The organism is Peptoanaerobacter stomatis, from assembly GCF_000238115.1.
In the GTDB taxonomy this organism is placed as follows: domain Bacteria; phylum Bacillota; class Clostridia; order Peptostreptococcales; family Filifactoraceae; genus Peptoanaerobacter; species Peptoanaerobacter stomatis.
The window spans coordinates 24,816-50,927 of record NZ_JH414562.1; the positions used below are offsets into that span (position 1 = coordinate 24,816).

16 protein-coding genes are annotated in these 26,112 nt (G+C 29.2%); 8 read left to right on the forward strand and 8 right to left on the reverse strand.

The window, feature by feature from the left end:
• Window positions 1-83: 83 nt before the first annotated feature.
• The 3 genes from prfB to HMPREF9629_RS09185 form a co-directional block, all read right to left on the reverse strand.
• A protein-coding gene (gene prfB / locus HMPREF9629_RS09175; RefSeq protein ID WP_408634931.1) for a peptide chain release factor 2 occupies window positions 84-1,182 on the reverse strand; the annotation gives its coding sequence in 2 pieces (ribosomal slippage) (window positions 84-1,112 and window positions 1,114-1,182; 1,098 coding nt in all).
• Between the two features lie 2 nt (window positions 1,183-1,184).
• The gene (secA, locus tag HMPREF9629_RS09180) at window positions 1,185-3,878 is read right to left on the reverse strand and encodes a preprotein translocase subunit SecA (RefSeq protein WP_009526134.1); all 2,694 of its coding nucleotides are present in this window, start codon (window positions 3,876-3,878) and stop codon (window positions 1,185-1,187) included.
• Between the two features lie 118 nt (window positions 3,879-3,996).
• The gene (locus tag HMPREF9629_RS09185) at window positions 3,997-5,835 is read right to left on the reverse strand and encodes an EAL domain-containing protein (RefSeq protein WP_242822044.1); all 1,839 of its coding nucleotides are present in this window, start codon (window positions 5,833-5,835) and stop codon (window positions 3,997-3,999) included.
• A gap of 148 nt (window positions 5,836-5,983) precedes the next feature.
• On the opposite strand from HMPREF9629_RS09185, the gene HMPREF9629_RS12315 reads away from it, so the two are divergent.
• Both HMPREF9629_RS12315 and ade read left to right on the forward strand, forming a co-directional pair.
• Window positions 5,984-6,181 carry a hypothetical protein gene (locus tag HMPREF9629_RS12315; RefSeq protein ID WP_242822045.1) on the forward strand — a complete coding sequence of 66 codons (198 nt, stop codon included), beginning with the start codon at window positions 5,984-5,986 and terminating at the stop codon, window positions 6,179-6,181.
• A gap of 781 nt (window positions 6,182-6,962) precedes the next feature.
• Window positions 6,963-8,696 carry an adenine deaminase gene (ade, locus tag HMPREF9629_RS09190; RefSeq protein WP_009526136.1) on the forward strand — a complete coding sequence of 578 codons (1,734 nt, stop codon included), beginning with the start codon at window positions 6,963-6,965 and terminating at the stop codon, window positions 8,694-8,696.
• A 355-nt stretch (window positions 8,697-9,051) separates the two neighbouring features.
• Here ade and HMPREF9629_RS09195 read toward each other — a convergent pair whose 3' ends face one another.
• The 4 genes from HMPREF9629_RS09195 to HMPREF9629_RS09210 all read right to left on the reverse strand — a co-directional run bounded on the left by HMPREF9629_RS09195 (window position 9,052) and on the right by HMPREF9629_RS09210 (window position 16,587).
• On the reverse strand, window positions 9,052-10,095 hold the full coding sequence (locus HMPREF9629_RS09195) for a ribonucleotide-diphosphate reductase subunit beta (protein WP_009526137.1): 1,044 nt from the start codon (window positions 10,093-10,095) through the stop codon (window positions 9,052-9,054).
• 67 nt (window positions 10,096-10,162) lie between these two features.
• Entirely contained in the window at window positions 10,163-11,437 is a 1,275-nt protein-coding gene (locus tag HMPREF9629_RS09200; protein WP_009526138.1) for a hypothetical protein, read from the reverse strand.
• Window positions 11,438-11,456: 19 nt separating this feature from the next.
• On the reverse strand, window positions 11,457-13,118 hold the full coding sequence (locus tag HMPREF9629_RS09205) for a glycerophosphodiester phosphodiesterase family protein (RefSeq protein WP_009526139.1): 1,662 nt from the start codon (window positions 13,116-13,118) through the stop codon (window positions 11,457-11,459).
• A gap of 25 nt (window positions 13,119-13,143) precedes the next feature.
• The gene (locus tag HMPREF9629_RS09210; protein ID WP_009526140.1) at window positions 13,144-16,587 is read right to left on the reverse strand and encodes a DNA polymerase III subunit alpha; all 3,444 of its coding nucleotides are present in this window, start codon (window positions 16,585-16,587) and stop codon (window positions 13,144-13,146) included.
• Between the two features lie 365 nt (window positions 16,588-16,952).
• On the opposite strand from HMPREF9629_RS09210, the gene HMPREF9629_RS09215 reads away from it, so the two are divergent.
• The 5 genes from HMPREF9629_RS09215 (at window position 16,953) to HMPREF9629_RS09235 (ending at window position 23,709) form a co-directional block, all read left to right on the forward strand.
• Complete coding sequence (locus HMPREF9629_RS09215; protein WP_009526141.1) at window positions 16,953-18,074, forward strand: O-acetyl-ADP-ribose deacetylase; 1,122 nt, start codon at window positions 16,953-16,955, stop codon at window positions 18,072-18,074.
• A gap of 262 nt (window positions 18,075-18,336) precedes the next feature.
• Window positions 18,337-18,987, forward strand: coding sequence for a vWA domain-containing protein (locus tag HMPREF9629_RS09220; RefSeq protein ID WP_009526142.1), 651 nt, complete (start codon window positions 18,337-18,339; stop codon window positions 18,985-18,987).
• 151 nt (window positions 18,988-19,138) lie between these two features.
• Complete coding sequence (locus HMPREF9629_RS09225) at window positions 19,139-19,840, forward strand: metallophosphoesterase (RefSeq protein ID WP_009526143.1); 702 nt, start codon at window positions 19,139-19,141, stop codon at window positions 19,838-19,840.
• 451 nt (window positions 19,841-20,291) lie between these two features.
• Window positions 20,292-21,641: a UDP-N-acetylmuramate--L-alanine ligase gene (murC, locus tag HMPREF9629_RS09230; protein WP_009526144.1), complete on the forward strand. Its 1,350-nt coding sequence runs from the start codon at window positions 20,292-20,294 to the stop codon at window positions 21,639-21,641.
• A 556-nt stretch (window positions 21,642-22,197) separates the two neighbouring features.
• Window positions 22,198-23,709, forward strand: coding sequence for a PAS domain-containing protein (locus HMPREF9629_RS09235; RefSeq protein WP_009526145.1), 1,512 nt, complete (start codon window positions 22,198-22,200; stop codon window positions 23,707-23,709).
• Between the two features lie 229 nt (window positions 23,710-23,938).
• On the opposite strand, the gene HMPREF9629_RS09240 is transcribed toward HMPREF9629_RS09235, so the two are convergent.
• Window positions 23,939-24,661: a FadR/GntR family transcriptional regulator gene (locus tag HMPREF9629_RS09240; RefSeq protein ID WP_009526146.1), complete on the reverse strand. Its 723-nt coding sequence runs from the start codon at window positions 24,659-24,661 to the stop codon at window positions 23,939-23,941.
• A 652-nt stretch (window positions 24,662-25,313) separates the two neighbouring features.
• On the opposite strand from HMPREF9629_RS09240, the gene HMPREF9629_RS09245 reads away from it, so the two are divergent.
• Complete coding sequence (locus HMPREF9629_RS09245) at window positions 25,314-26,102, forward strand: electron transfer flavoprotein subunit beta/FixA family protein (protein WP_009526147.1); 789 nt, start codon at window positions 25,314-25,316, stop codon at window positions 26,100-26,102.
• Window positions 26,103-26,112: the final 10 nt, after the last annotated feature.

A 26,112-nucleotide genomic window follows, 5' to 3' on the forward strand; every position in this document is an offset into this window, starting at 1 on the left:
TCAGTTGAATTTGTGGTTTATTTTCGCTAAAGCTACAATAAAAAATAGCCACCTGATTTTTTACAACAAGTGGCTATTACTATCTACTTTTCTTTATTGATTAAATATGCATTTATAAACGGCATTATATCTCCATCCATAACGGATATTATATTGCCTATTTCAAAGTTCGTTCTATGGTCTTTTACCATTGTGTATGGCTGAAAAACATAGGAGCGTATTTGAGAACCCCAAGCTATTAATGAATATTTTCCTTGAATATCTTCTATCTTATCTTTATGTTCAAGTTCTTTAAGCTCAATCAATTTCGCCATGAGCATCTTCATAGCAGTATCTTTATTTGAAAACTGCGAACGTTCATTTTGGCACTGTACTACTACTCCAGTAGGAATATGAGTTATCCTTATAGCAGATTCAGTTTTATTTACGTGTTGTCCTCCAGCTCCCGATGAACGATATGTGTCTATCTTCAAATCTTTAGGATTTATATCTATCTTGATACTGTCATCAAGTTCGGGCAGTACATCTACTGATGCGAATGATGTATGTCTTTTTCCAGAAGAATCGAACGGAGATATTCTTACTAATCTGTGAACACCTTTTTCACATTTTAGATATCCATAGGCGTTATCTCCTTCTATATGCAAAGTCGCTGATTTTATTCCGGCTTCAGGATCTTGCTGTATATCTATATAATATATCTTAAATCCCATATTTTGAGCAAATCTTGTATACATTCTAAGCAACATCTGTGTCCAATCTTGTGCATCTAAACCGCCTGTTCCTGAATGTACTGATAAAATTGCATTATTAGCATCATATTCTCCACTCAACAACACCTGTAATGACAACTGTTTTATGTCAGCTTGAACATCGTCTATCTCTTTTATAAGTTCTTCTTCCAAATTCTCATCTTCTGTTGCCAATTCGAACAATACTTCTAAATCTTCCAGTTTTGAAGACGCTGTATTATAACTTTCCAATTTCGTCTGTATCTGCTTAGATTTTTTTAATATTTTTTGTGCATTCTCCCTGTCATTCCAAAAATCTTGTGAATTTATCTCTTCTTTTAAGATTTCATCTTGTTTTTTCAAATTATCTATGTCAAAGAGAAACACTGATTTCTTTAAGCATATTTTGAACAGATTTTATATTTTCTCTGTGTTCCTGTATATTAAGCATTTTTATCTCCCACAGCAATTTTTATATTTTTTACCGCTTCCACAAGGGCATAAATCATTTCTACCAATCTTATTTTCTTTTACTATAGTTTTTGAACTTGTATCTTCCTGTGTAGTATCACTTGCACCTTTTTCTTGCAACTTATCCATATCTACTACTGATTTTCTTACAAGTTGTATATCAGGTCTCGGTTTCAATTCAAATCCGTATACATATTCAACAGTATCTTCTTGTATAGATTCCACCATCGCATCAAACATATCAAAACCTTCTATTTGATATGCTCTTACAGGATTATCCTGTCCTATTGCTCTAAGACCTATACCTTGTTTTAACTGATCCATAGCATCTATATGATCCATCCATTTAGTGTCAACCATTTGAAGAAGTATCATTCTTTCTATTTCTCTCATTGTATCTGAGCCTATCTGCGCTTCTTTTTGCATATATCTGTTTTCTGCTACTTCAATGGCTTTATCATATAAATCTTGCTTTTCTAATTTATCTTCTGCTTTAAAATCAAGAAGAGTTTCAAGTCTTAAAAGTTTGCTAAGTCCATGATTAATCTCATTATAATCCCATTCTTCCGGATCTTGACTATCGCCGGTATTCTTGTCTATAATTTTTTGTACTTGCTTTTTAATCATTTCTACGATCTCTTCTTTTATATTTTCGCCTTCTAATACTCTTCTTCTCTCGTCATATATTATAGTTCTTTGTTTGTTCATTACATCATCATATTCTAAGACATGTTTTCTTATTCCAAAGTTTTTACCCTCCACTTTCTTTTGGGCACCTTCTATTGATTTTGACAATATGCCTGCTTCTATAGGTGTGTCATCATCCATTCCAAGTGACTCAACCATAGATTGCATCTTTTCAGAACCGAACAATCTCATAAGTTCATCTTCAAGTGATATAAAGAATTTTGAAACACCCGGATCCCCTTGTCTACCTGAACGTCCTCTAAGCTGATTATCTATACGTCTTGATTCATGTCTTTCTGTACCTATTATGCAAAGGCCGCCTGCATCTATTACTTTTTGCTGTTCTTCTTTCAATTCTTCTTTCTTTTCAGCCAATAATTCTTGATATTTTTTTCTTGCTGACAATATTTCTTCATCTTCTGTTTGAGTGAATGCTTTTGCCTGATTGATTAATTCTTCATCATATTCAAGTTTTACCATTTCTCTTTCTGCCAAAAATTCAGGATTACCTCCTAATATTATGTCGGTACCTCTACCTGCCATATTGGTAGCTATTGTGACTTGACCGAATCTACCTGCTTGGGCAACTATTTCAGCCTCTTTTTTATGATTTTTGGCGTTCAAAACTTCATGTTCAATACCTTGTTTTTTCAGCATTGAAGAAAGTTTTTCAGAATTTTCTATAGATATTGTACCTACAAGAACAGGTTGTCCTTTTGCATGATGCTCTTTTATTTCTTCTATTACTGCTCTAAACTTACCATTTTCACTCTTATATACGGAATCATTCAAATCTTTTCTTTGTATAGGTCTGTTTGTAGGTATTTGCACTACGTCCATTCTATATATGGCTCTAAATTCTTCTTCTTCTGTCTTTGCAGTACCTGTCATACCTGAAATTTTATTATACATTCTGAAATAATTTTGAAATGTTATTGTTGCAAGCGTCTTTGACTCTCTTTGTACTTCGAGACCTTCTTTGGCCTCTATAGCTTGATGAAGTCCTTCTGAATATCTTCTACCGAACATAAGTCTGCCAGTAAAATCATCTACTATTACTATTTCTCCATCTTTTACAACATAATCAACATCACGTTTCATAAGAGTATTAGCTCTAAGTGCCTGATTTATATTGTGATAAAGCTCTATATTATCTAAATCTGTAAGATTTTCTACATTAAAGAATTTTTGTGCTTTTTCAAGTCCTTCATCTGTAAGTGATGACGCATTTTCTTTTTCATCTACCGTATAATCTGTTTCTTTATTGAGTGTCTTTATAAATGTGTCCGCTTGAGAATATAATGTAGTAGACTTATCTCCTTGACCTGATATTATAAGAGGTGTTCTCGCCTCATCTATAAGTATTGAGTCAACCTCATCGACTATGGCATAATTAAGTTCTCTTTGAACCATATTTTCTTTATAAGTTACCATATTGTCTCTTAAATAGTCAAAACCGAATTCATTGTTTGTACCATAAGTTATATCTGCTTGATATGATGCACGTCTTTGAGCATCTTTAAGTCCATGTATTATAACACCTGTTGTAAGACCTAAAAATCCATATAATTTTGACATCCATTCCATATCTCTTTTTGCAAGATAATCATTTACGGTAATTACATGAACTCCTTTACCTTCAAGAGCATTCAGATATACAGGTAAAGTTGCAACCAAAGTTTTACCCTCTCCTGTTTTCATCTCTGCAATCCTGCCTTGATGAAGTACCATTCCGCCCATAAGCTGAACATCGAAATGACGCATACCGAGTACTCTTTTTGATGCTTCTCTGCAAACTGCAAAAGCCTCTTCAAGTATGTCATCAAGAGTTTGCCCTTCTGATAATCTTTTCTTAAATTCATCAGTTTTTGCAACGAGTTCTTTATCAGACAGCTTTATCATACTATCTTCGAGTGCATTTATCCTATCTACTCTCTTTTTAAGCTTATTTATTTCTCTATTAGCAAAATAACTCTCTAAAAATCCCAACTTCAGTTCCCCTTTTCATTTTTGTTTAACAATTTATAGTAACCTATATATTAATATTTTTCAAGAGTCAATTTAATTAAATATATAATTGATTTACTATAATTAAAGTTATCTTTATTTATTCCTTTAAAATTCCTTCTTTTTTAAAATTAAGTATTTCTCTTTCTTCCAAATCATTAACTCCCATCGGAGCAAAGAAGTAGAAACCTTGTATATTGTTACATCCGTTTTCTACTAAAAAAGTCAGCTCTTCTTCAGTTTCAACACCTTCAGCAATTATCTCTATACCAAGACCTTTTGTAAGACTTATCAAAGAAAGTATTATACCTTCATCTATTTTATTTTTGCCTATACCTCTCACAAAACTTATATCTATTTTTATCTTGTCAACAGGCAAATTTTTTAGATAGTTAAATGTAGAATACTTAGTCCCAAAGTCGTCTACAGCTATTCTAATACCTAATTCTTTAAGCATACTTAAAACTGTGATGGAATTTTTTATATCTTTCACTATACTTGTTTCCGTTATTTCAAACTCCATGCAAGACGGATCTACACCTGTTTGTAAAAGTGCAGTCGATATTTCATCGTAAAGCACAGGATTCATCAGCTGATTTGCAGAAAGATTTATAGCAATTTTAAAATTTTTGCCGTATTTGTCGCTCCACTTTTTCCCTTGATTACAAGCCTCAAATATTATCCATCTTCCCATATCCGATATTATATTCGTTTTCTCAGCTACAGGTATAAAAACTCCCGGTGGAATAAGCTTACCGTCTTTTTTCCATCTTATCAAAGATTCAAATCCTATTACAGATGCCACAGTATTTTGTATACATATTTGAGGTTGATAATATAGCAAAAGTTCCTGTTTTGATAAGGCATTAAGCAAATTATGAGTCAAATCATATTCTTTTTCTATATCAAGTCTATATTTTTCTTGGAAAAATTTATATTGATTTTTTCCTTCTTCTTTAGCCTTATACATAGCGGCATCGGCACTTTTTGTAAGTTCATCTTTTGTAGTTCCGTCTTTAGGATACATAGCTATACCTATTGATGCAGATACATGTATTCTTGCCTCATCAAAATAAACAGGTTCTTTTACAGTATCAAGTATTGTCTGTGCGTTTGTAGCGACATAAGTTTCGCTCGGAACATTCTTGAACAATATTACAAACTCGTCTCCTCCAAATCTCGAAATAATAACACTTTTATATTTATATAAATGCCTTAATCTGTCAGAAATTGCAATGAGCACATCATCTCCATAACTATGACCGAGCGAATCATTTACAGACTTAAAACTGTCCAAATCTATAAACATCAAAGCATGGAACTCATCCGCATCTTCAAATAACGCATTTTCAAGTTCCTGTATAAAATATGCTCTATTATAAAGTGCCGTTAAAGTGTCATAGCAAAATATATCTCTTATCTGGTATTCTATAGATACTCTGTCATTTATTTCATTTTGCAATTTCTCATTATACTCTTGTAGTTCTCTTGTTCTTTTCGCTATCTTACTTTCCAAACTTTTCTTTACTTTTTCCAATTTATGCCTTGCGTCTACAAGCTGTCTTATAATTTGGAATATAAATATTCTCCCTCTTATATCTCCAAATTTGTCACATACATTTGAAAACACCATTATAGATGATATCGCATCATCTTTGGTATTTATATATATTTCAGCAGACAAATTTTCTTCAATATCGTTAAAATCACTCGGAGTTACAAAAATATCTCTTATATTTTTTCTATCCTTACCTATAACTTCCTCTGATTTTTTATTGAAATATACTATATTGTCATTTTTATCAGTCAATATTACAGATTCATTCATAGAATTTATAATATTCAAAATTATATCCTCAGGCAATCCGTTTGCAAAATCGAGGTTATTCACAAGCCTATACATAAAAGCCATCGGTATTATGAATGTAAACACTCCCATATTCCCAAACCTTGATGAATATACGACAGTATTAGGTGAATATACATAAATATATAAAAAAACAATTGTAAATATTGCATAAACAGCTACAAATAAATATAAATTCGTTTTATATTTATTATCATTGACTTTCCTGCTCTTATATATTATGAAAGCTGAAGTTCCGCCGGCAAAAAAAGAAATGTATAGTAAAAATACAACAGTAATAAGATTTTTGCCAAAAAGACCGTTGTTTGTAAAATACGAAGTATTGCTCAATACAAATACAGTAAAAATTACAGGAATGATATATAATGCAAACATAAATTTTGAATTTATATTTCTCAATATATTAAACATACAGTGAAAAATAAACACAAATATCCACAAATATATACACATTTCCATTATATGAATAAACAAAATCATATGTATATCATTAGCAAAATAATATACTCCGTAAAAAAAATGCTATAATTGAAAACAATATCATTATCAATACATATGTTTTTACAAATATATGTGTTTTTTCTGAATTATATTTCCTAAGTGCAAGAAAAAAGTAGACCGAGCTACAAATAAAAAATAACACCCCAAAAAAGTGCATATACATAATCTAAACTCCATTTTTAACTAAAATTAAAATAGCTCTGCACAATTTTATCAAGTAATAAGTTTAAGATAATATCAAACTTCTAAGTTATATAATTAGATTATTTATAGTATAACATATAAGGACTTACTGTTTCAATAAATTAAAAATTTTTTATTAAATTATTTTTACATTTTTTTAAATATATATTTATATCTTGAAATATTTGTAATATACTATATATTGAACAATTAAGAATATTAAACTATATTTTTTAATTTTTAGCAAAGTTTTTCAAAATTTTAGATATTGATTGTTCAGAAAATATTTTTTATATATTTTTATATTGTAGCGTTTTTTCTATTAAAATTAACATTCAGCTATAAAAAATACAATAAATTTATTTTACTGTTATAAGCTTTAAATAAATTCTTATAAATAAAAAACCTTTATAAAGTTTTAATTCAGCTTATATGGTATCGTTTTATTTATATATTTTTATAACTATATCTTATTTTTTTAAAATCGCATCAAATAATATGGGAGGTAATTATATATGAAAAAAGAAAATTTAAAAAAATTAATAAACGTGGCATCGGGGAGATTAAAAGCTGACATAGTGATTAAAAACTGTAAAATAATAGATGTTTTTTCTCACGATATTATAAACGGAGACATAGCTATATGCGATGACCAAATAGCAGGCATAGGTGATTATGATGGAAATGAAATAATTGACTCACACGGATTATATGCTTCTCCCGGTTTTATAGAAAGCCACATACATATCGAATCATCATATTTATCACCAAGTGAGCTCGGCAGATTATTGGTGCCACACGGTACTACCACAATAATTGCTGATCCTCACGAAATAGTTAATGTATGCGGAATCACAGGTCTTGATTATATGATGGAATCTGCAAAAGGAACAGCCCTCGATATAAAATTTGCATTGCCGTCTTGCGTACCGGCAACTCCTTTTGAACACGCCGGTGCAATATTAGACTCTGAAAAAATGAAAGAACCTATAAAAAGAGAAAACATAATAGGTCTTGGAGAATTTATGAATTTTATAGGGGTTATAAATGCTGATGATGAGGTACTTAACAAACTCATAGTTGCAAAAAATGAAGGAAAAATAATAGACGGACATAGTCCTCAAGTATATGGTAAAGATTTGAATGCATATTCTGCAGCAAGAATATTGGCTGACCATGAATGTGCCGATGTAAAAGAAATGCAAGACAGAATACAAAGAGGTATGTATATACTGCTCAGACAAGGCTCAGCCTGCCACGATCTTCGTCCTTTATTAAAAGGTGTCAATGAAAAAAACAGCAGAAGATGTTTATTATGCTCAGATGACAGACAGCCCAAGACTATTTTTGAAGAAGGTCATATAGACGGCCATTTGAAAATTTGTGTAGAAGAAGGTCTTGATGCAATCACAGCGATACAGATGGCTACAATTAATGCAAGCGAGTGTTTCAGATTATATGACAGAGGTGCAATAGCTCCCGGTTATCGTGCAGACATAGTATTATTTGAAGATTTAAAAGATTTTAAAATTAAAAACGTATTTATAAAAGGAGAATTAGTTGCACAGAACGAAAAATATCTAAAAGAAACAAAATACTATGATATTTCTTCTGTAAAAGGAAGTGTAAAAGTAAAAGACTTTTCATTAGACAAGTTAAAAATAAAGCTTAAATCAAATAAAATAAACGTAATAGAATTATCAAAGGGTAGTGTAGTTACAAAAAAAGTAATAGAAACGGTAGATATTGATGAAAACGGAGAATTTATAAGAAATCAAAATAAAGATATTGTAAAAATGGTAGTTGTTGAAAGACATAATAACACCGGTAATGTAGCCTCTGCCTTCATAAAAGGCTACGGTATAAAATCAGGAGCAGTAGCTTTGTCAATATCACACGACTCTCATAACATAATAGCAGTCGGCGTAAATGATGAAGAAATCTATTTTGCAGTAAAAAGTCTAATCGAGCAGGAAGGAGGAATAGTCCTCACAAAAAATAATAAAATAATAGAAAGTATGCCTATGCCTATAGCAGGGCTTATGAGCGATAAAAACGGTGAATGGGTAAACGAAAAATTACAGTCAATACACGAAAAGGCACACGAGCATTTAGGTATATCCGGTGATGTAGAGCCCGTTATGACGCTTTGCTTTATGTCGCTTCCTGTAATACCTGAACTAAAACTCACAGACATGGGACTATTTGATGTAAAAAACTCAAAATTTATAAATATAGAAGCTGAATAATGTATCAATGTCACACATTATTACAAATCATAATATTTCTAAATTTTATATATTTGTTATTTTGTAATAATATAAATTTTTAAGAATACTATTATTATATACTTTTATACTATTTTCTAATAAAATTATGGATAACTTATATGATTATATAACATTAATATAAATAGTCTACCAGAAAAATTAATTATTATGTTTTTCCATTATTTTATAAGATTTTGCTATTAATCCATGTTTGGCATAACAAAAATGAAAAAGACCTTTACACAAAACTATGTGCGAGGGTCTTTTTTGTTTAAATTATTATCGATAAAACACTTCATACTGAACATCGATTAAAGTATCACCATATTATTTTTTATAAATCATCCTCTATCACTGTTGATTTTGCGTATGCGGATACTTTTGCTTCAAAAAAATCTGTCTTTATAGAATTAGGATCTGAATATTCTTTTACCCATTTCATAGATTCTACTTCTTCTTCATATCCTTCATATATAGGTTCAAATCCGAGACCTTTACATCTCAAATTGCCTATATATTTTATATAGTCTTCCACCATATTCATAGTAAGTCCCTTTATTGAGTCACCTATTGCATATCTCGCCCACTTTATTTCTTCCTCAGCCCCTTGTTTTATCATATCTCTGAAATAATCTATATTTTCTTTCGTAAATATCTCCGGCTCTTCTTTTTTAAGTTCTAAAATTATTGATCTAAATAACCATAAATGTGTGTTTTCATCTCTGTTTATATATCTTATTTCTTGCATTGTACCAGGCATTTTCCCTATTCTACCCAATGAATAGAAAAACATAAATCCAGAATAAAAATAAATCCCTTCCAAAATATAATTAGCTATTGCAGTTTTTACCAAATTATATTTTGTTCTGTTGTTGTAAAAATCATTATATTGATCTCCTATGAATTTATTTCTTGCAAGCAAAAGCGGATCATCTTTCCATTGATATAATATCTTTGTTCTTTCCTCAGGCGAACATATTGTGTCTAATATATATCCGTAACTCTGTGAGTGTATAGCCTCTTGATATGCCTGTATAGTCAAGCATAAATTCACTTCGTTTGCTGTTATATACTCTCCTATATTAGGAAGATTAGCTGTCTGCAACGAATCCAAAAACACCAAGAAAGATAATATTTTATCATATGCAGTTTTTTCTTCTACTGAAAGGTTTTTATAATCTTTAATATCTTGTGATAAGTTGATTTCTTCCGGTATCCAAAAATTATTCATCGCTTGTCTGTACCAATCACTTACCCAAGTGTATTTCATATTGTTAAAATCATTGAGATTTGTTGTATTTCCGTTAATCATTCTTCTTTTTCCAAGCTCTATATCTCCATTTTCATTAAAAAGAGCTTTTCTCTTCAATTCTTCCATAAAATTCTCCTAAGTTTAGAACGTATATTATAATATTTGTTTTAAAAATAATATTATAAAAAATCAATTATCTCGACTCATAGAAAAAATTATCCTTTACTGATATTATTTTTTTTGCCTGTATTTCTATTTTTCCTGTTTGCATATCTATGAGTTTGAGGTATTTTTTGCTTGGCATATTCGGGTTTACTTCCATCAGAAGATATCTGTTCTGAATGAAATTTAAAAATTCTTCAGTTTTTTCCAATTTTTCATAAGCATATTCCTGTATGCCCGTCAATATGTCTATAATTTTTACATTTTTATCATCTTCTGTAATTTTATATAATATGTTGTTTTCAAAAGAAAATGTTGAGCCTATATCTAAATTGGTTATTTTTTCTGATGTCATATTATTTTTATTTATAGCATATATTTCTTCTTTTCCAAGCATTACTCTATCGTTAAACTCTTTACTGTGTTCCAAAAATTTCTGATGTTTAGTTTTTTTATAGTAGATATATTCTTTTGTACTGCCTATTACTCGTATTATGCCATCTTCTTTTATAGAATCTATATCTTTCATATCTATGTGATTATTTGAATTGATACATTCTTCTTTGAATTTTTCAAAGTCCATACATTTAACCGCATTGTTAAAAATATCGAGTCTATTTTCTACAAGATCGTCATCGTCTACCTCATACATATTGGTTGTAAGTATGGATACTTCATCTTCTTCGTCCATATATATCTCTTCACAATATATATATTTATTGTTTTGAGATAATTGAAAAATTCCCAATGAATATTTTATTGATACGTCTTGTATTTCAATCATTTGCTTTGTATATATATCAAATATAAATAGCTTGTCATATTCTTTTAATGTATCATTGATTGAATTTACCAAGTCTATTGCTATATATCTTTCAGATAACATTCTAAATCCCATGTAATAAAACTCTCTTTGAGAATATTTTATGGCAAATATTCTTATTTGTTCATGTGTATTTATATCTATGGCGTACAATATTATCTGTGCCAAGTTTTCATCAGATGAATCTGTTACTATACTGAAAAATATATAGTTCATATCCTCATAAATTTGTACATCCTCATCATCGCTTGGTACAAATATGTCAAATTTATATGGATGTAGTGTATGTGTACCTTCATCTATTCTTACATTTTTATTTTCTTCTATATAATAACAGTATATGCCATCCACCCAATATTCGTTTTTTGAGTTTTGGATAGCCTTTACAAAATAAACTCTGTCTTTTAACACTTTTATAGGTTTCAGATCTATTGTAGGTACTTCTTGAAATTCTTTTACAACACTTAAATCTATTTTCCTCAATTTTATTTTCCTTATCTTTTTAACTATTTAATTCTACTGCGCTTAATATATCATCTGAATAGATGCCGTACGCTTTTTGTCCGTTTATATATGCTTTTGCCTTTGTTTTGTCATTCTCTGTGTGTATATACACCCTTATTCCGTTATTAGTAAGCAATTCAGGTAAAGTTGTATAAACTCTATATAAATTATCCATAGTTACAGCGAACAAATCATTGCATTTTGCGAATTCCAAAACTCCATACGGACTTTGTTCTGTCCTATAAAGTGTATATATTATATTTTTATAGCCCAAATCTTTTATTTTTTGATACTGAACTGTATCATATATCTGTGGTATAAATCTTGACTGTATTTCTTTTGAACTGTTGGCAAATTCTGTCAGAGCTTTTATGTTGCCATTTTCCATATTATCTTCTTTTACATCTGTCACTATATATGCATCCGTATTATTTTTAAGCCATTCCAATGTGTCGTCTATGGACATCTGTTTTAGAGAATTTATCATTTTTTTATTTTTAAACTCTTCATATTTCATATAGTAACTGTTTGAAAATACATCTCCTGTCAACTTTTTAAAACTTGCCCAATCATGTAATTGTACTATTTTTCCGTCAGTAGTCCAATCAAAATCTATTTCCAATATTCTGTTTCCTCTTGCATATGAACTGTTCATAGCTTGAAGGGTGTTTGTTCCTACTATTCCAAGCACTTTACCACCTGCATGAGCTATAAATCTGTCATTTTGTATTGCAGGTCTTATATAGTTGTTAGATTTTACTGCTTGAGGTATAGCTATAGGCAAATTTACTATGTCTTCTATTGAATATATATATCCGTCAAATTCGCTCTCATTTTTATTTGTAATCGCAGGCTTATTTATCTCATACACTCTTCTTTTCGCTTTTTTTATCTCTTCCATTTCTTTTTGATTAGGACTTGTATTTTGATATACAAACATTATATTTTTATCTTTGTTGTTTACTGCAAAGCTGTATATATTGTTTTCGCCTTTTAAATCTACAAGAGCAACATTGTCGAAAGTTTTATAATTTCCTAAAATATCCGTTGTTTCTATTATAAGTTTGTCTTTATTTTTAAAAGATTTATTGTTTAAAATGTCAAATACATTTTTTTCCGTATCTAAGCTTTTCACAAAAAATCTTGCATCCGGATAATTATTTAAAAACACATTTATATCGCCTATACTCATTTGAGTTTCACCATTTTTCATTTTATATGAAAAATATTCGTCTATTGTAGGTCTTTGTATATACGCTTCATAATATCTGTAAAAATACTCACTGAAATTATCTGCAAGAACTATTTGATTGTCCAAAGTGGCTGATACGGTTATTTCAAAAACTCTAAATCCCCTGTCATAAAGACTTTGCAATTCCTGTTTGCTTTGAGTACGTAACCTCACAATATACTGTGAATTGGATATGTTTTTAAATACGTCCACTATTTTTGTCTGAGTTTCTTTGGGTTTATTTTCTAACGCTTCTAAATCTTCAACTTTTTGTTCTTTTTCTGTGCTTTCTGTTTTAGGCTTTTCTATTTGGCTTGCTTCATTTGATTTTACAGAATTATTTATATCATTTATATTAATTTCTGCATATATCGTATTTGTTGTTAATAGTGCTGTAAGCATTAATAAAGGTAAAATTTTTCTTTTCAAAATATCTATATTCCTTTCTAAAAATTTATATTATTTTTACATTGTCATCTCCGACAAGTGCTTTTATCCTGCTTATGATTTCATCGCTATAATCTATATTCATATTATCTTTTACCATAACTTTTTTTGTCTTTTCATCATAAAAATATAGTTTCGCATTTCCATACGGCTTTGTCAAGTTTTCTACGAGATGAACTTTGGGTGAATTTTTAAAATCATCTATTTTCACATATACTTTTTTTATTTCTTCCAAATCATCTATTGATTGTATGCTCTCAGCTATAACTCTGTTGTCTTCATCTTCTTCCAATGATAACCTTCCTTTTACAAATATGACGCTATCTTTTATTAAATAGGCAGATATTTGAGCATATATTTTAGGAAAAACTATTACTTCAACACTTGAATATAAATCTTCTATTGTCAAAAATGCCATAAGCTCATTATTTTTTTTAGTAGAATTTATCTTTATCTTATTTATAATTCCTACTATGCCTATTTTCAGATTTTCTATATCCGATATTGACGTATTTTCCTCGTTTATCTCTTTTATTTGGACTGAGTTGATATTAACATTGCTGTCTATTATTTTTTTATACTTGTCAAGCGGATTTCCACTCAAATAAAATCCCAATATATCTTTTTCCATAGACAACAATATCTCATGCGAAAACTCCTTTATCTTGACAATACTGTCCTGCCTATAATTTTTTATGCTTTCATTGTTAAAAAAGCTTATCTGTCCTTGAATGTTGTTCTTTTTTCTCAGTTGTATTGAGTTTATTATGCTTTCATAATTTGACATTATGCTTGCTCTGTTCGGTATAAGAGAATCTATTGCACCTGATTTTATCAGAGATTCCACTACTTTTTTATTTATATTTTTACTTTCCAATCTTTCTACTATATCTTCAAAACTTGTGTAATCTCCGTTTTTTTCTCTTTCAAATGCTATGTTGTCAGCGACTGCAAATCCTATACCTTTTAACGCTGAAAGCGGAAATCTTATAGCATCATTTTCTACATGAAAGTCTGAATAAGAGTAATTTATATCCGGCGGAAGTATCTTAACATCATTTTCTTCACAATCTATCTTATACTCTATAATCTTATCTATATTGCCTATAACGGAACTCATAAGTGCCGCCATAAACTCAACTTTATAATGTGTTTTCAAATATGCCGTCTGATATGATATAACTGCATAAGCAGCCGCATGCGATTTATTGAAAGCATAATTTGCAAAATCTATCATATCGTCAAATATTTTATTTGCACTTTCTTCATCTACACCATTTTTTATACAGCCTATTATATTTTCTTCTTCATTTCCATATACAAAATTTTTTCTCTCCTGCTCCATTACGTCCATTTTTTTCTTGGACATCGCTCTTCTCACCAAATCTGCCCTACCGTATGAATATCCGGCCAAATCTCTTACGGCTTGCATAACTTGCTCTTGATATATCATTATACCGTTTGTTACAGAAAGTATTGGTTTTAATTTTTCATGTATATATTTTATATTGGAATTATTTTCTTTATTTTTTATATACATAGGTATGGAGTCCATGGGACCGGGTCTATATAGTGATATTCCGGCTATTATATCTTCCAAATGCTCCGGTTTGAGTTCTTTCATAAACTTTCTCATACCACCGCTTTCAATCTGGAATATTCCCAAAGTTTTTCCTGACGAAATTAATTCATATACTTTTTTATCATCGTAATCAAGAGTTTCCAAATCTATCTCTATATTTTTATTCTTTTTTATATTTTCAATAGTTTTTTGAATTACAGTGAGAGTTCTTAGCCCTAAGAAATCCATCTTCAAAAGACCGAGTTCCTCCAAAGTTGTCATAGTGAATTGCGTAGTTATATTGTCATCTTGCACATATAAAGGCACATAATTGTCAACCGGATTTTTAGATATAACCACTCCTGCTGCATGTGTTGATGCGTGCCTTGGCAAATTCTCTATACCTTTTGCCACATCTATTAAGTTGTGTACAGTTTCATCATTATCGTATAGCTTTTTCAAATCCGAATTTATATTAAGTGCAATTTCTATGCTCATTTTGAGTGCGTGTGGTATCATCTTTGCAACTCTATCTGCAAGCGCATAGCTTATACCCATAACTCTCGCAGAATCTCTTACAGCCAATCTCGCCTTAAACGTTCCGAAAGTTATTATCTGAGAAACGTGGTCTTTGCCATATTTTTCCTTGACATAATCTATTACTTTATCTCTTTTTTCATAGCAAAAGTCTATATCTATATCCGGCATAGAAACTCTTTCAGGATTTAAAAATCTCTCAAAGAGTAAGCCGAATTTTATCGGATCTATATCTGTAATTTTAAGTGCATAAGATACTATAGAGCCGGCAGCTGAACCACGTCCCGGCCCAACCATTATATTGTTTATTTTTGCATAATTGATGAAATCCCATACTATCAAAAAATACTCCACATACCCCATTTGATTTATTACATTCAATTCAAAATCAAGTCTGTTTTTTATATCATCTGATACTATTTCATACCTTTGTTTTATACCTTCATCGCATAGCTTTTTCAAATATTCAAACGCAGTATAATTCGACGGCACAGAATATTTAGGCAAATGATAGGAATTAAAATCAAACTCCACATTACACATATCAGCAATTTTTTGAGTATTTGCAAGCGCCTCTTCATCTCCTGAAAATATATCATACATCTCTTCTTGAGATTTAAAATAAAATTCGTTAGTTTGAAATTCCATTTTCTGCTCATCGGCAAGTGTCTTGCCTGTCTGTATGCAAAGCAATATTTCGTGAGATTTATAATCTTTTTTGTCAACATAATGGACATCGTTGGTAACTACAAGCGGTATTTTAGTGTCCATAGACAATTTTCTCAAATATATATTTACTCTTTTTTGCTCAGCTATATTATGGTCTTGCATTTCAAGATAAAAATTACCTTTTCCATATATGTTTTCCAGCCTCAATGCAATTTCTTTGGCTTTTTCATAATTTCCTGCAAGTATCTGTTGTTGAACATCCCCAGCCAAACAGGCAGACAAGCATATTATTCCCTCGCTGTATTTTTCAAGCAGTCCATAATCAACTCTCGGCTTATAATAAAATCCGTCTACAAATCCTATTGATACCAATTTTATAAGGTTTTTATAGCCTTCATTACTCTTTGCCAAAAGTATTATATGCCCAGATTTTTTATCTACTGTTTCTTTATCTTTATGAGTTCTTGCACTTGTATAAAGTTCACAGCCTATTATAGGTTTTATCCCGTTCTTTTTTGCCGTTTTATAAAAATCAACCACACCAAACATAACGCCGTGATCCGTTATAGCAACTGAATCCATTCCAAGATTTTTCGCTTTTTCAATAACTTCATTTATCTTGGAGAATCCGTCAAGTAATGAATACGGAGTATGTAAATGCAGATGAACAAATTTTTTATCCATAGTTATTACCTTTTTTAATTTTTCAAAAATATTTAACATTTATTATATCATAAATAAATATATTAAAAAATTAATAATTTTTACATTTTGATAACGATGTATTTTTTAATTCAAAAATTGAATTACCTCTACTACAATAATTTTGATTTTATCTAAAAAATAATCTCGTAATTTATTCAGTTATCTTTTGGTCTATGCTACAATACATTTATTGCAAAATAAGTAAAAAAGAATGTTTACTCATATAATAATATTGGTAATAAGTTTATAGATAATGCCTGTTTTTATAGCTTTATCAAAACTATTGTTAAAAAAGATTGTATTAAAGTTGTTTTAAAATATTAAACTGTTATAAGGAGATAAATATGCCATTAGAAATTATTAGAGCTGATATAACTAAGTTAAAAGTAGATGCCATAGTAAATGCTGCTAATTCTTCATTACTTGGTGGAGGAGGAGTAGACGGGGCTATACACAAAGCCGCCGGAAAAGAATTGTTGGAAGAATGCCGAAAACTAAATGGCTGTAATACAGGTATGGCAAAAATAACTAAAGGATATAATTTACCTGCAAAATACATAATACACACAGTGGGACCAATATATAGAGGTGGAAATAATAATGAGAAACAAGAGCTTACTAATTGTTACAAAAACTCACTAAAACTTGCTAAAGAACATAAAATAAACAGCATTGCGTTTCCGATAATATCATCAGGTGCATATGGATACCCTAAAGATAAAGCTATCGAAGTGGCAACTTTTGCTATAAGTAGTTTTTTAGAAGAAAATGATATGATGATATATCTTGTAGTATACGACACGCTGTCATTTAAAATTTCTGAAGACTTATTTAAAGATATAAAAGCGTATATAGATGATAATTATGTAGATAGCAACTCTAATTTTAATATAAACAGAGGTTTTGGTCTTATCGGAGGAGCAGGGACAAGTATTACTCCAGGATTTTCCACCAGAATTTTTATCGGTACTCCTAATAATAAACCAGATAGAAGAATACCTAAAGAAGATGGTATTATGGAAATGCAATTACCATCAGAAAAAGAAGCCCTCCAAAAAGAACCGGCACTGAAATCAATAAGAACATCATCTAAATCAACTTCTCTTGAAGATAGAATAGAAAACCTTGAAGATACTTTTTCACAAAGGTTATTAAAACTGATTGATGAAAAAGGAAAAACAGACGTTGAGATATATAAAAAAGCTAATATAGATAGAAAACTGTTTTCTAAAATTCGTAGCGATATACACTATAAGCCGAAAAAGATAACCGCACTTGCTTTCGCATTAGCTCTGGAATTATCCATAGATGAAACAAAAGATTTTTTACAAACTTGCGGATATGCTCTATCAAGAAGCAGTAAGTTTGATGTGATAGTAGAATATTTCATTAAAAAAAATAACTACGATGTATTTGAAATAAACAACGCTCTATTTAAGTTTGAAGAACAAACAATAGGAGCATAGAATTTGTCGCTTGCTATGCGACCACTTATAATATAAATAATGATATACTTCATATATAAACTTAAATAATAACTGTGCAAAAATATTAAATTAAAACTGTATTTATACAGGCAAATTACTTATTTAATAAAAATATATAGTTTACGCTTAATTATTATGCAATATTTTTCTTAAAGTTATATCTTTTTTATTAAATATTGGTATTAAATAAGTTTTATATATTTGCACAAAAATTTAATTCTTTATATTGGAGGTAATCATGATGAAAAATAATATTACTGAGATAGTTTTTATATTGGATAGAAGCGGTTCAATGCAAGGACTTGAGCTTGATACAATAGGTGGATATAATACAATGATAGAAAAACAAAAAAAAGAAGACGGAAAAGCAATAATAACAACTGTACTTTTTGACGACGAATATGAATTGCTCCATGACAGATTTGATATAAACGATATAAAACCTTTAACAGAAAGTGAATATTATGTCCGTGGTTGCACAGCTCTATTAGATGCAGTCGGTAAAAGTATAACAAAGATAGCAAATGTCCAAAAAAATATATCACAAAAAGCAGACAAAGTATTATTTATCATAACCACAGACGGATATGAAAATGCGAGCAAAGAATATACTTACGATAAGATTAAATCCATGATAAACGAACAAAAAGAAAAATATGGTTGGGAGTTTATATTTATGGGAGCCAACATTGATGCAATCAAAGAAGCAGGCAAATTCGGAATAGATAAGAACAATGCAGTCAATTATCACTCAGACAGAGTAGGAACAAATTTATGCTATGAAACTATGGGTGCAATTATATCACAAGTAAGACATAATAAAAAACTCTCATCAACTTGGAAAGATAGCATAGACAAAGATTATAACAGCAGAAATAAATCAAAAAGATAAATATAATAAAAGTATTTTAATCATACCAGAAATACTAAAAATAACAAAAATCAAATTTTAAATTACAATATGTTTTAAAAAGCTATTAACTGCTATAGCTTAAATTTATGTTTTACACATCTTTATATCATATCTGAGATGAGGTGATTTTTTGTCAACATATGTTGTATCAGATATACATGGCAAGTATGACAAATTCATAGAAGTGCTTGATAAAATTAATCTTAAAGAAGAAGATACTCTCTATGTACTCGGAGATATTCTTGATAGAGGAAAGCATCCTATAAAAGTAATGCTGAAGCTTATGGAGATGAAGAACGTTATATGTATTGTCGGTAATCATGAGCTTATGGCAATCAGATGTATGGATTTTATTATACAAAAAATAACAGAGATTTCAATAGATAAATTTGACAAATATAAGAATTTTTCTATATGGTATCGAAACGGAGCAAAAACCACAATAGACGAATTCATAAAATTAGACAGTAAAATGAAATTTAAGATAATAGATTATATGAAAAATTTTATAACCTATGAAAAGTTATACATTAATAACAAAAACTTTCTATTAGTTCACGGTGGTTTAGGTGACTTTCATCCGGATAAGAAAATAGAAGAATATACCTTAGATGAATTAGTATGGAATAGAGTAGATTATGATATGAAATATTTTGACGATATATATTTAGTAACAGGGCATACCCCTACAATGCTAATAGAATCAAACACAAAACCCGGATATATATACAAAGCCAACAATCATATAGCAATAGACTGTGGCGCCTGTTTTCATGGAGGAAGATTAGGCGCTATATGTCTTGATACCGGAGAAGAGTTTTATTCATCATAAATAAAATTTATACTATTTTCTAATAATATTTAATGCTAATTACTAATTCTATTGAATATTAAGTTTCTCAATATTTTATATTTTTTATATCATTATATACTATTTATGTTAGACTTTTTTGCACATAATAATTTATTCAATTATTTTTTTCTTACTATAAATTTTTTTCAAAAAATGTTATAATATGTTTTTAAAAATCCATATTGCTGTTTAAAATACCAATATGTTTAAAAAATTATAGTTTTTGATATAAATTCTATCAAAACAGAAATAGATTTGTCCGATTACATTGCAAAAAATAAATAAAATAATATTAAAATTCAGTTAATTAAAAAGATTTACTTTATTTATTAAATTAGGAATATTTATAACTAAATATTATGAAATCGAACAGGTCTATAGAAAGTTTTTATAAACTATTTTAATTTAATTCACTTATGAGAGGTTATATATGAAAATATTTTTTATAGGAATCGGCGGAATATCTATGAGTGCACTTGCTGTAATATGCAAAAATGTAGGATATGACGTATACGGTTCAGATAGAGAAAGTTCAGAAATAACAAAAAAATTAGAAAAATCCGGAATAAAAATATATATAGGACATAACAAAGACAACATCACAGAAGATTTTGATATGGTTGTATACACTGCAGCAATTGCTAAAGATAACGAAGAACTTGTAAAATCATATAATTTAGGCTTGAACACTATGGAACGTGCTAATTTTTTAGGACATCTGATGGAAAAATACGAAAATTCAATAGCAATATCAGGTACTCATGGAAAAACTACAACCACATCCATGCTGACTCTTATATTCAACAAAGATAATACAAGCCCTACCGCATTAATCGGCGGAGTATTTGCCAATATAGGAGGTAATATAGAAATAGGCTCATCAGATATATTCATAACTGAAGCTTGCGAATATGTCGATAGTTTCTTGCAATTTTTTCCTAAAATTGCAATCATCACCAACATAGAAGCTGATCATTTGGACTATTTTAAAGATTTAGAAAGCATAAAAAAATCTTTCTTAAAATTCTCTAATCAGGTAAAGTCGAATGGGTTTGTAATTGCAAACGGAGATGATGAAAATGTGAAAAGCGCTCTCAAAAATTCAAACTCTAAAATATATTATTGTGGATTTGACGAAACAAATGATTTTGTATGTAAAAATGTAAAATCTGATGATGAAGGTTATCCAAATTTTGATTTATTTTTTAAAAATGAACTTATTGAGAATTTTTCACTTAAAGTATACGGAAAACACAACATATATAATGCAATCTGCTCAATAGCAGCCGCATATCTATGTAAAATAAATAGCTCTGTTATAAAAAGTGCATTGTTGGAATTTACAGGCGTTGGAAGAAGATTTGAGTATATAGGTGAAAAAAATGGCATAAAAGTATATGACGATTACGCACACCATCCAACAGAGATAAAAGCAACTTTAAATGCTGCAAAATCAATCAAAAAAAATAGGCTCATTTCAATATTTCAGCCACATACCTACAGCAGAACAAAGTCATTATTTAAAGATTTCAACACTTGTTTTGATGATACCGACATAATAATATTTGCAGATATATATCCGGCAAGAGAACCGTTTGATCCTACTATAAGCTCCAAAATGCTGTGTGAAGAAGTAAAAAATAGAGGAATTGAAGCCTATCACTTTGACAGTTTTGAAAAAATAACAGATTTTTTACAAAAAACAGCAAAAGAGAATGATATAATTTTTACCATAGGAGCAGGAGATGTATATAAAATAGGTAAATTGTATTTAAATTAAATAACAATGCTGTATTTTATTTTTCAAGCATTAGACTTGTTCGATAACGCTACAAAAAAACAATAAAAAATATTATAATTTAGTTAATTAAGAAAAATTGCTTTATTTATTCAATTATAGATATTTACAACTAAATACTATGAATAATCGAACAAGTCTACTATAAATGCGTTGCTAATCCTACTTTAAAACTCACTTTATCTTTGATATATATAAAATAATTATTTTTAAAATTATGAATGTAGTGTTATAAATTGGGTATACTTTCATATGAATAATAATATCAGTTATTAAAAATATTTATTTTTATCTGTTTTTTATTCACTTAATATTAAGAATTGTATCTGTAATGATTGTTAATATACTTTATTCTACATCTTTAATTTTATACAAACATTTTTTAACAAGTATACAAGTATAATAGTATGTTAGTATGAGTTTAATTAAGATGTATTTAGTATACTTTTATAAAATTAATTATTAAGATATCAATTCTATATATGTAAACAACATTATAATTTATTTTATAATACATTATAGGAAGGAGTATATCTCAATGGAAAAAAGAGGTTTTGACAAATTGGATCATGCAAAGTTGGACAAGTTAATCACAATAAAGGTCAGCTATCTTAAAGGTGAAATATCAAAAGAAGAGGCAAGAAAACAAATAATGGCTAATTATAAGTCCATAACTGCGGATGAGTTTGCATACACTGAGCAAAAAATCAAAGATTTAGGCTTTTCTGATGAAACTGTTCACGAGCATATGGATGAATTATTGAATTTATTGGAAGGTATATTGGAAAAATCAAGTCTGTCATTACCTATAGGTCATCCTTTACAGACATATATAAACGAAAATACTGCGATAAAAAATCTCTTATCCGAGATGAAAGAATTTGAAAACAATCCATTTGATAAAGATAAATGGACTGAGTTTTATAATAAATTATATCAATTTAATATACATCTCTCAAGAAAACAAAATCAGTTATTTTCAAAATTGGAAGAAAAAGGCTTTGATAGACCTTCAAAAATAATGTGGACTTTTGATAATAACGTTAAAAAACTTATAAGCACAGCCAAAACTCTTTTAGAAGAAGATAAATATGATGAATTTTTAAAATTACAAACTGAAGTGCGTGAAAGCATATTGGATTTGATAGATAAAGAAGAATCTATACTATATCCTACTTCCTTCAAACTTATAAGCGAAGAAGAATTTATAAAGATGAGAAAGGGTGATGATGAAATAGGTTATTGTCTTATAGAAAATCCCCCTCTTTTTGGAGATACACTTGAAAATAAGAAAGTTCCAAATGAGTTTATGTCAGAGCTTACTCAATTATTAGAAAAATATTCAGTATCAAACGGTCAAAATGAAATACTTGATGTAAAACAGGGAAAATTGACTTTAGAACAAATCAATTTAATATTTCAACATTTATCTGTAGATTTGTCATATGTTGATGAAAATGAATTAGTGCGTTTTTATTCAGATACAAAACATAGAGTTTTTCCAAGAAGTCCCGGAGTAATCGGAAGAAATGTTATGAATTGCCATCCGAGAGAAAGCGTGGATACTGTCAAGAGAATAATCGAAGCATTTAGAAACGGTGAACAGGATATGGCTGAATTTTGGTTGCAAATGAACGGAAAATTCATATACATCACATATACAGCCGTAAGAGATGCAAACGGAAAATTCAAAGGTGTCCTCGAAATGATGCAAGATGCTACTCATATACGTTCACTTGAAGGCAATAAAAAACTGCTGTCTTGGGACGATGAGCATAAACAGGAAGATAAAGATACATCTCCAAAGAATTCTAACAATCCAAACCCATATGGCATTACAAAAGATAGCGTAATAGCAGATATAATAAACAAATACCCATATATAAGAGAATTTATGCCAACACTATCTCCAAAATACAGCAAAATTTTAAATCCGATAGCTTTTAATACCATAGGAAAAGTAGCAAATCTTGAAATGATAGCTCAACGTGGAAATATAAATATAGATGTTTTAATCTCAAAAATATGTGATGAAATAAAAAAACATTAAGATAATAGATCAGTAATAAATTAACACGTCTTTTTAACAAATGTCAACATCATATATATCATAAAAATACAAAAGTGTATATGAAAATTTTAAAACTTATATACACTTTTGTAATAAAACTGAAAACTGTTCAATGCTGTTATCAAATCCTGTAATAAAATAACTATTTATATTGTATTAATCTTGCAAATGAAATAAAGACTTTAAACTAATAAGCATTTTATTTCAACTATTTTTGCATAAGCTCTCTTATTTTTTTGAAATGTCTTTCCATAAATACAAGTGCCACTGACGGATCTCTATCTTTTATTGCATCTGTTATAGGAATGTGATAACTTATTATATCTTCATTATTTTCCCCCTTTGAATATATCAAATCATTTGTACTTTTAATACAATTATCGAAAAAACTTCTCATAGCTTTAAAAATCTCTAAAATAAGAGTATTATGTGTCATATTCGCTATTTGTTCATGAAAAAGCAAATCTACACGTTCCAATTCTTTAGATGTATTAACAATTTTCATCTTTTCAAGTATTTTTTCGAGTTTCCTTATCTCCGCATCGGTTGCATTAGTTGCCGCCAATTTCACCGCCGCATATTCAAACATTTCTCTGAACTGCACAACCTCTTCATTAGAAATATCATTTGTATTGTATATTATATCAAAAGAATTCAATATTATTTTTTCAGTATTATTCCTGACATATGTTCCGCTCCCTTGTAATGTTTCAACAAGTCCCAGATTTTCAAGACTTCTTATCGCCTCCCTTATCGAAGGTCTCCCAACATTATATCTTTGAGCAAGCTCCCTCTCTGTAGGAAGTTTATCCCCTATTTTTATACTGCCCGAAAATATTTTTTGCTTTATTTTATCAGCTACACGAAGATATTGCGGTCTGCTATCTATGCTTATACTGTTTTTCGGATGTGAAATTATCCGTCTGCTCATATAGTCACTATCCTCCCATAAAAGTTTTTATCAATATATACTCATATTGTATAAAATTCTTGCTTACTTATTCTAACTATTTATTAGTTATACCACAATTTTTAAAAAATATCTCTAAATAAAATACAATTTTAAAATTATTTTTGATAATTATTTAATAAACATAAATTCTATTACACTATTGAAAATTTGCTGTGAATAAATAATGAAAAAATAAACAGAATACTAAAAAGCATAAAATTAATCATTGACAAATTTTAAAAAATCTGCTAAAGTTTACTTGTAAATTGGTAGGACAAATATAATATGTTTCGGTAATACCTTTTTATAAAAGCGTTTATGTATATTACTTATTTTTCAGTATTAATTCAGTATAGAATTATTTTATTAAATTAATATGTTAAAAATAAAATAATTAAAAGCATTTAAAAAAGTATTTTTCATCATAATTATTAATGTTGAAATTACAATAATTAATATACTTTTTTTATTTTATTCTTTAGAAAACGATAACATAACGGGTAATACAAATATAATTGCTATTTAATTATATTTTAAGCTTTTATACATATTTTAATAAAGTTTTTTATCTTTGGTCGTTCATGTTATTGTTACTTTATTTTATAAATTTTTATTTTTTTAAGGAGGTATTATGAAAATAGTTGTTTGTATGAAACAAGTACCTGATACAACTGAAGTGAGATTAGACCCTAAAACCAACACGCTTATAAGGGAGGGAGTTCCAAGTATTATAAATCCTGATGATAAAGCTGGATTAGAAATAGCTTTGAAACTGAAAGACGAATTGGATGCTGAAGTTACAGTATTGTCTATGGGACCTCCTCAAGCAGAGTCTGCATTGAGAGAAGCTCTCGCTATGGGAGCAGATGAAGCCGTATTATTAACAGACAGAGCATTCGGTGGTGCGGATACATGGGCTACATCTTCTACAATATCGGCAGCATTAAAGTGTTTAGATTATGATTTAATAATAACAGGCAGACAGGCAATAGACGGAGATACTGCACAAGTAGGTCCTCAAATAGCGGAACATTTGGGCATCCCTCAAATAACTTATGCACAAGAAGTAAAATTTGAAAATAACAAATTATCGGTAAAAAGACAATTTGAGGACAGATATCATATCATAGAAGTAAATATGCCTTGCGTGATCACAGCTCTGTCAGAATCTACAAAGCCTAGATATATGACAATAAGCGGTATATTTGATGCTTATCAAAAAGAAATAAAAATTTGGAATTTGGAAACTATAAAAGACAAAATAGATATTGCAAATATAGGTCTAAAAGGTTCACCTACAAAAGTAAAGAAATCTTATCCTAAACAAGGAAAAGCCGCAGGAGTTTTATTAAAGGATTTAACTGCTGATGAGGCGGCTCAAGCTATAGTTTCAAAACTTAAAGAAAAATATATTATATAAGAAAGGACTG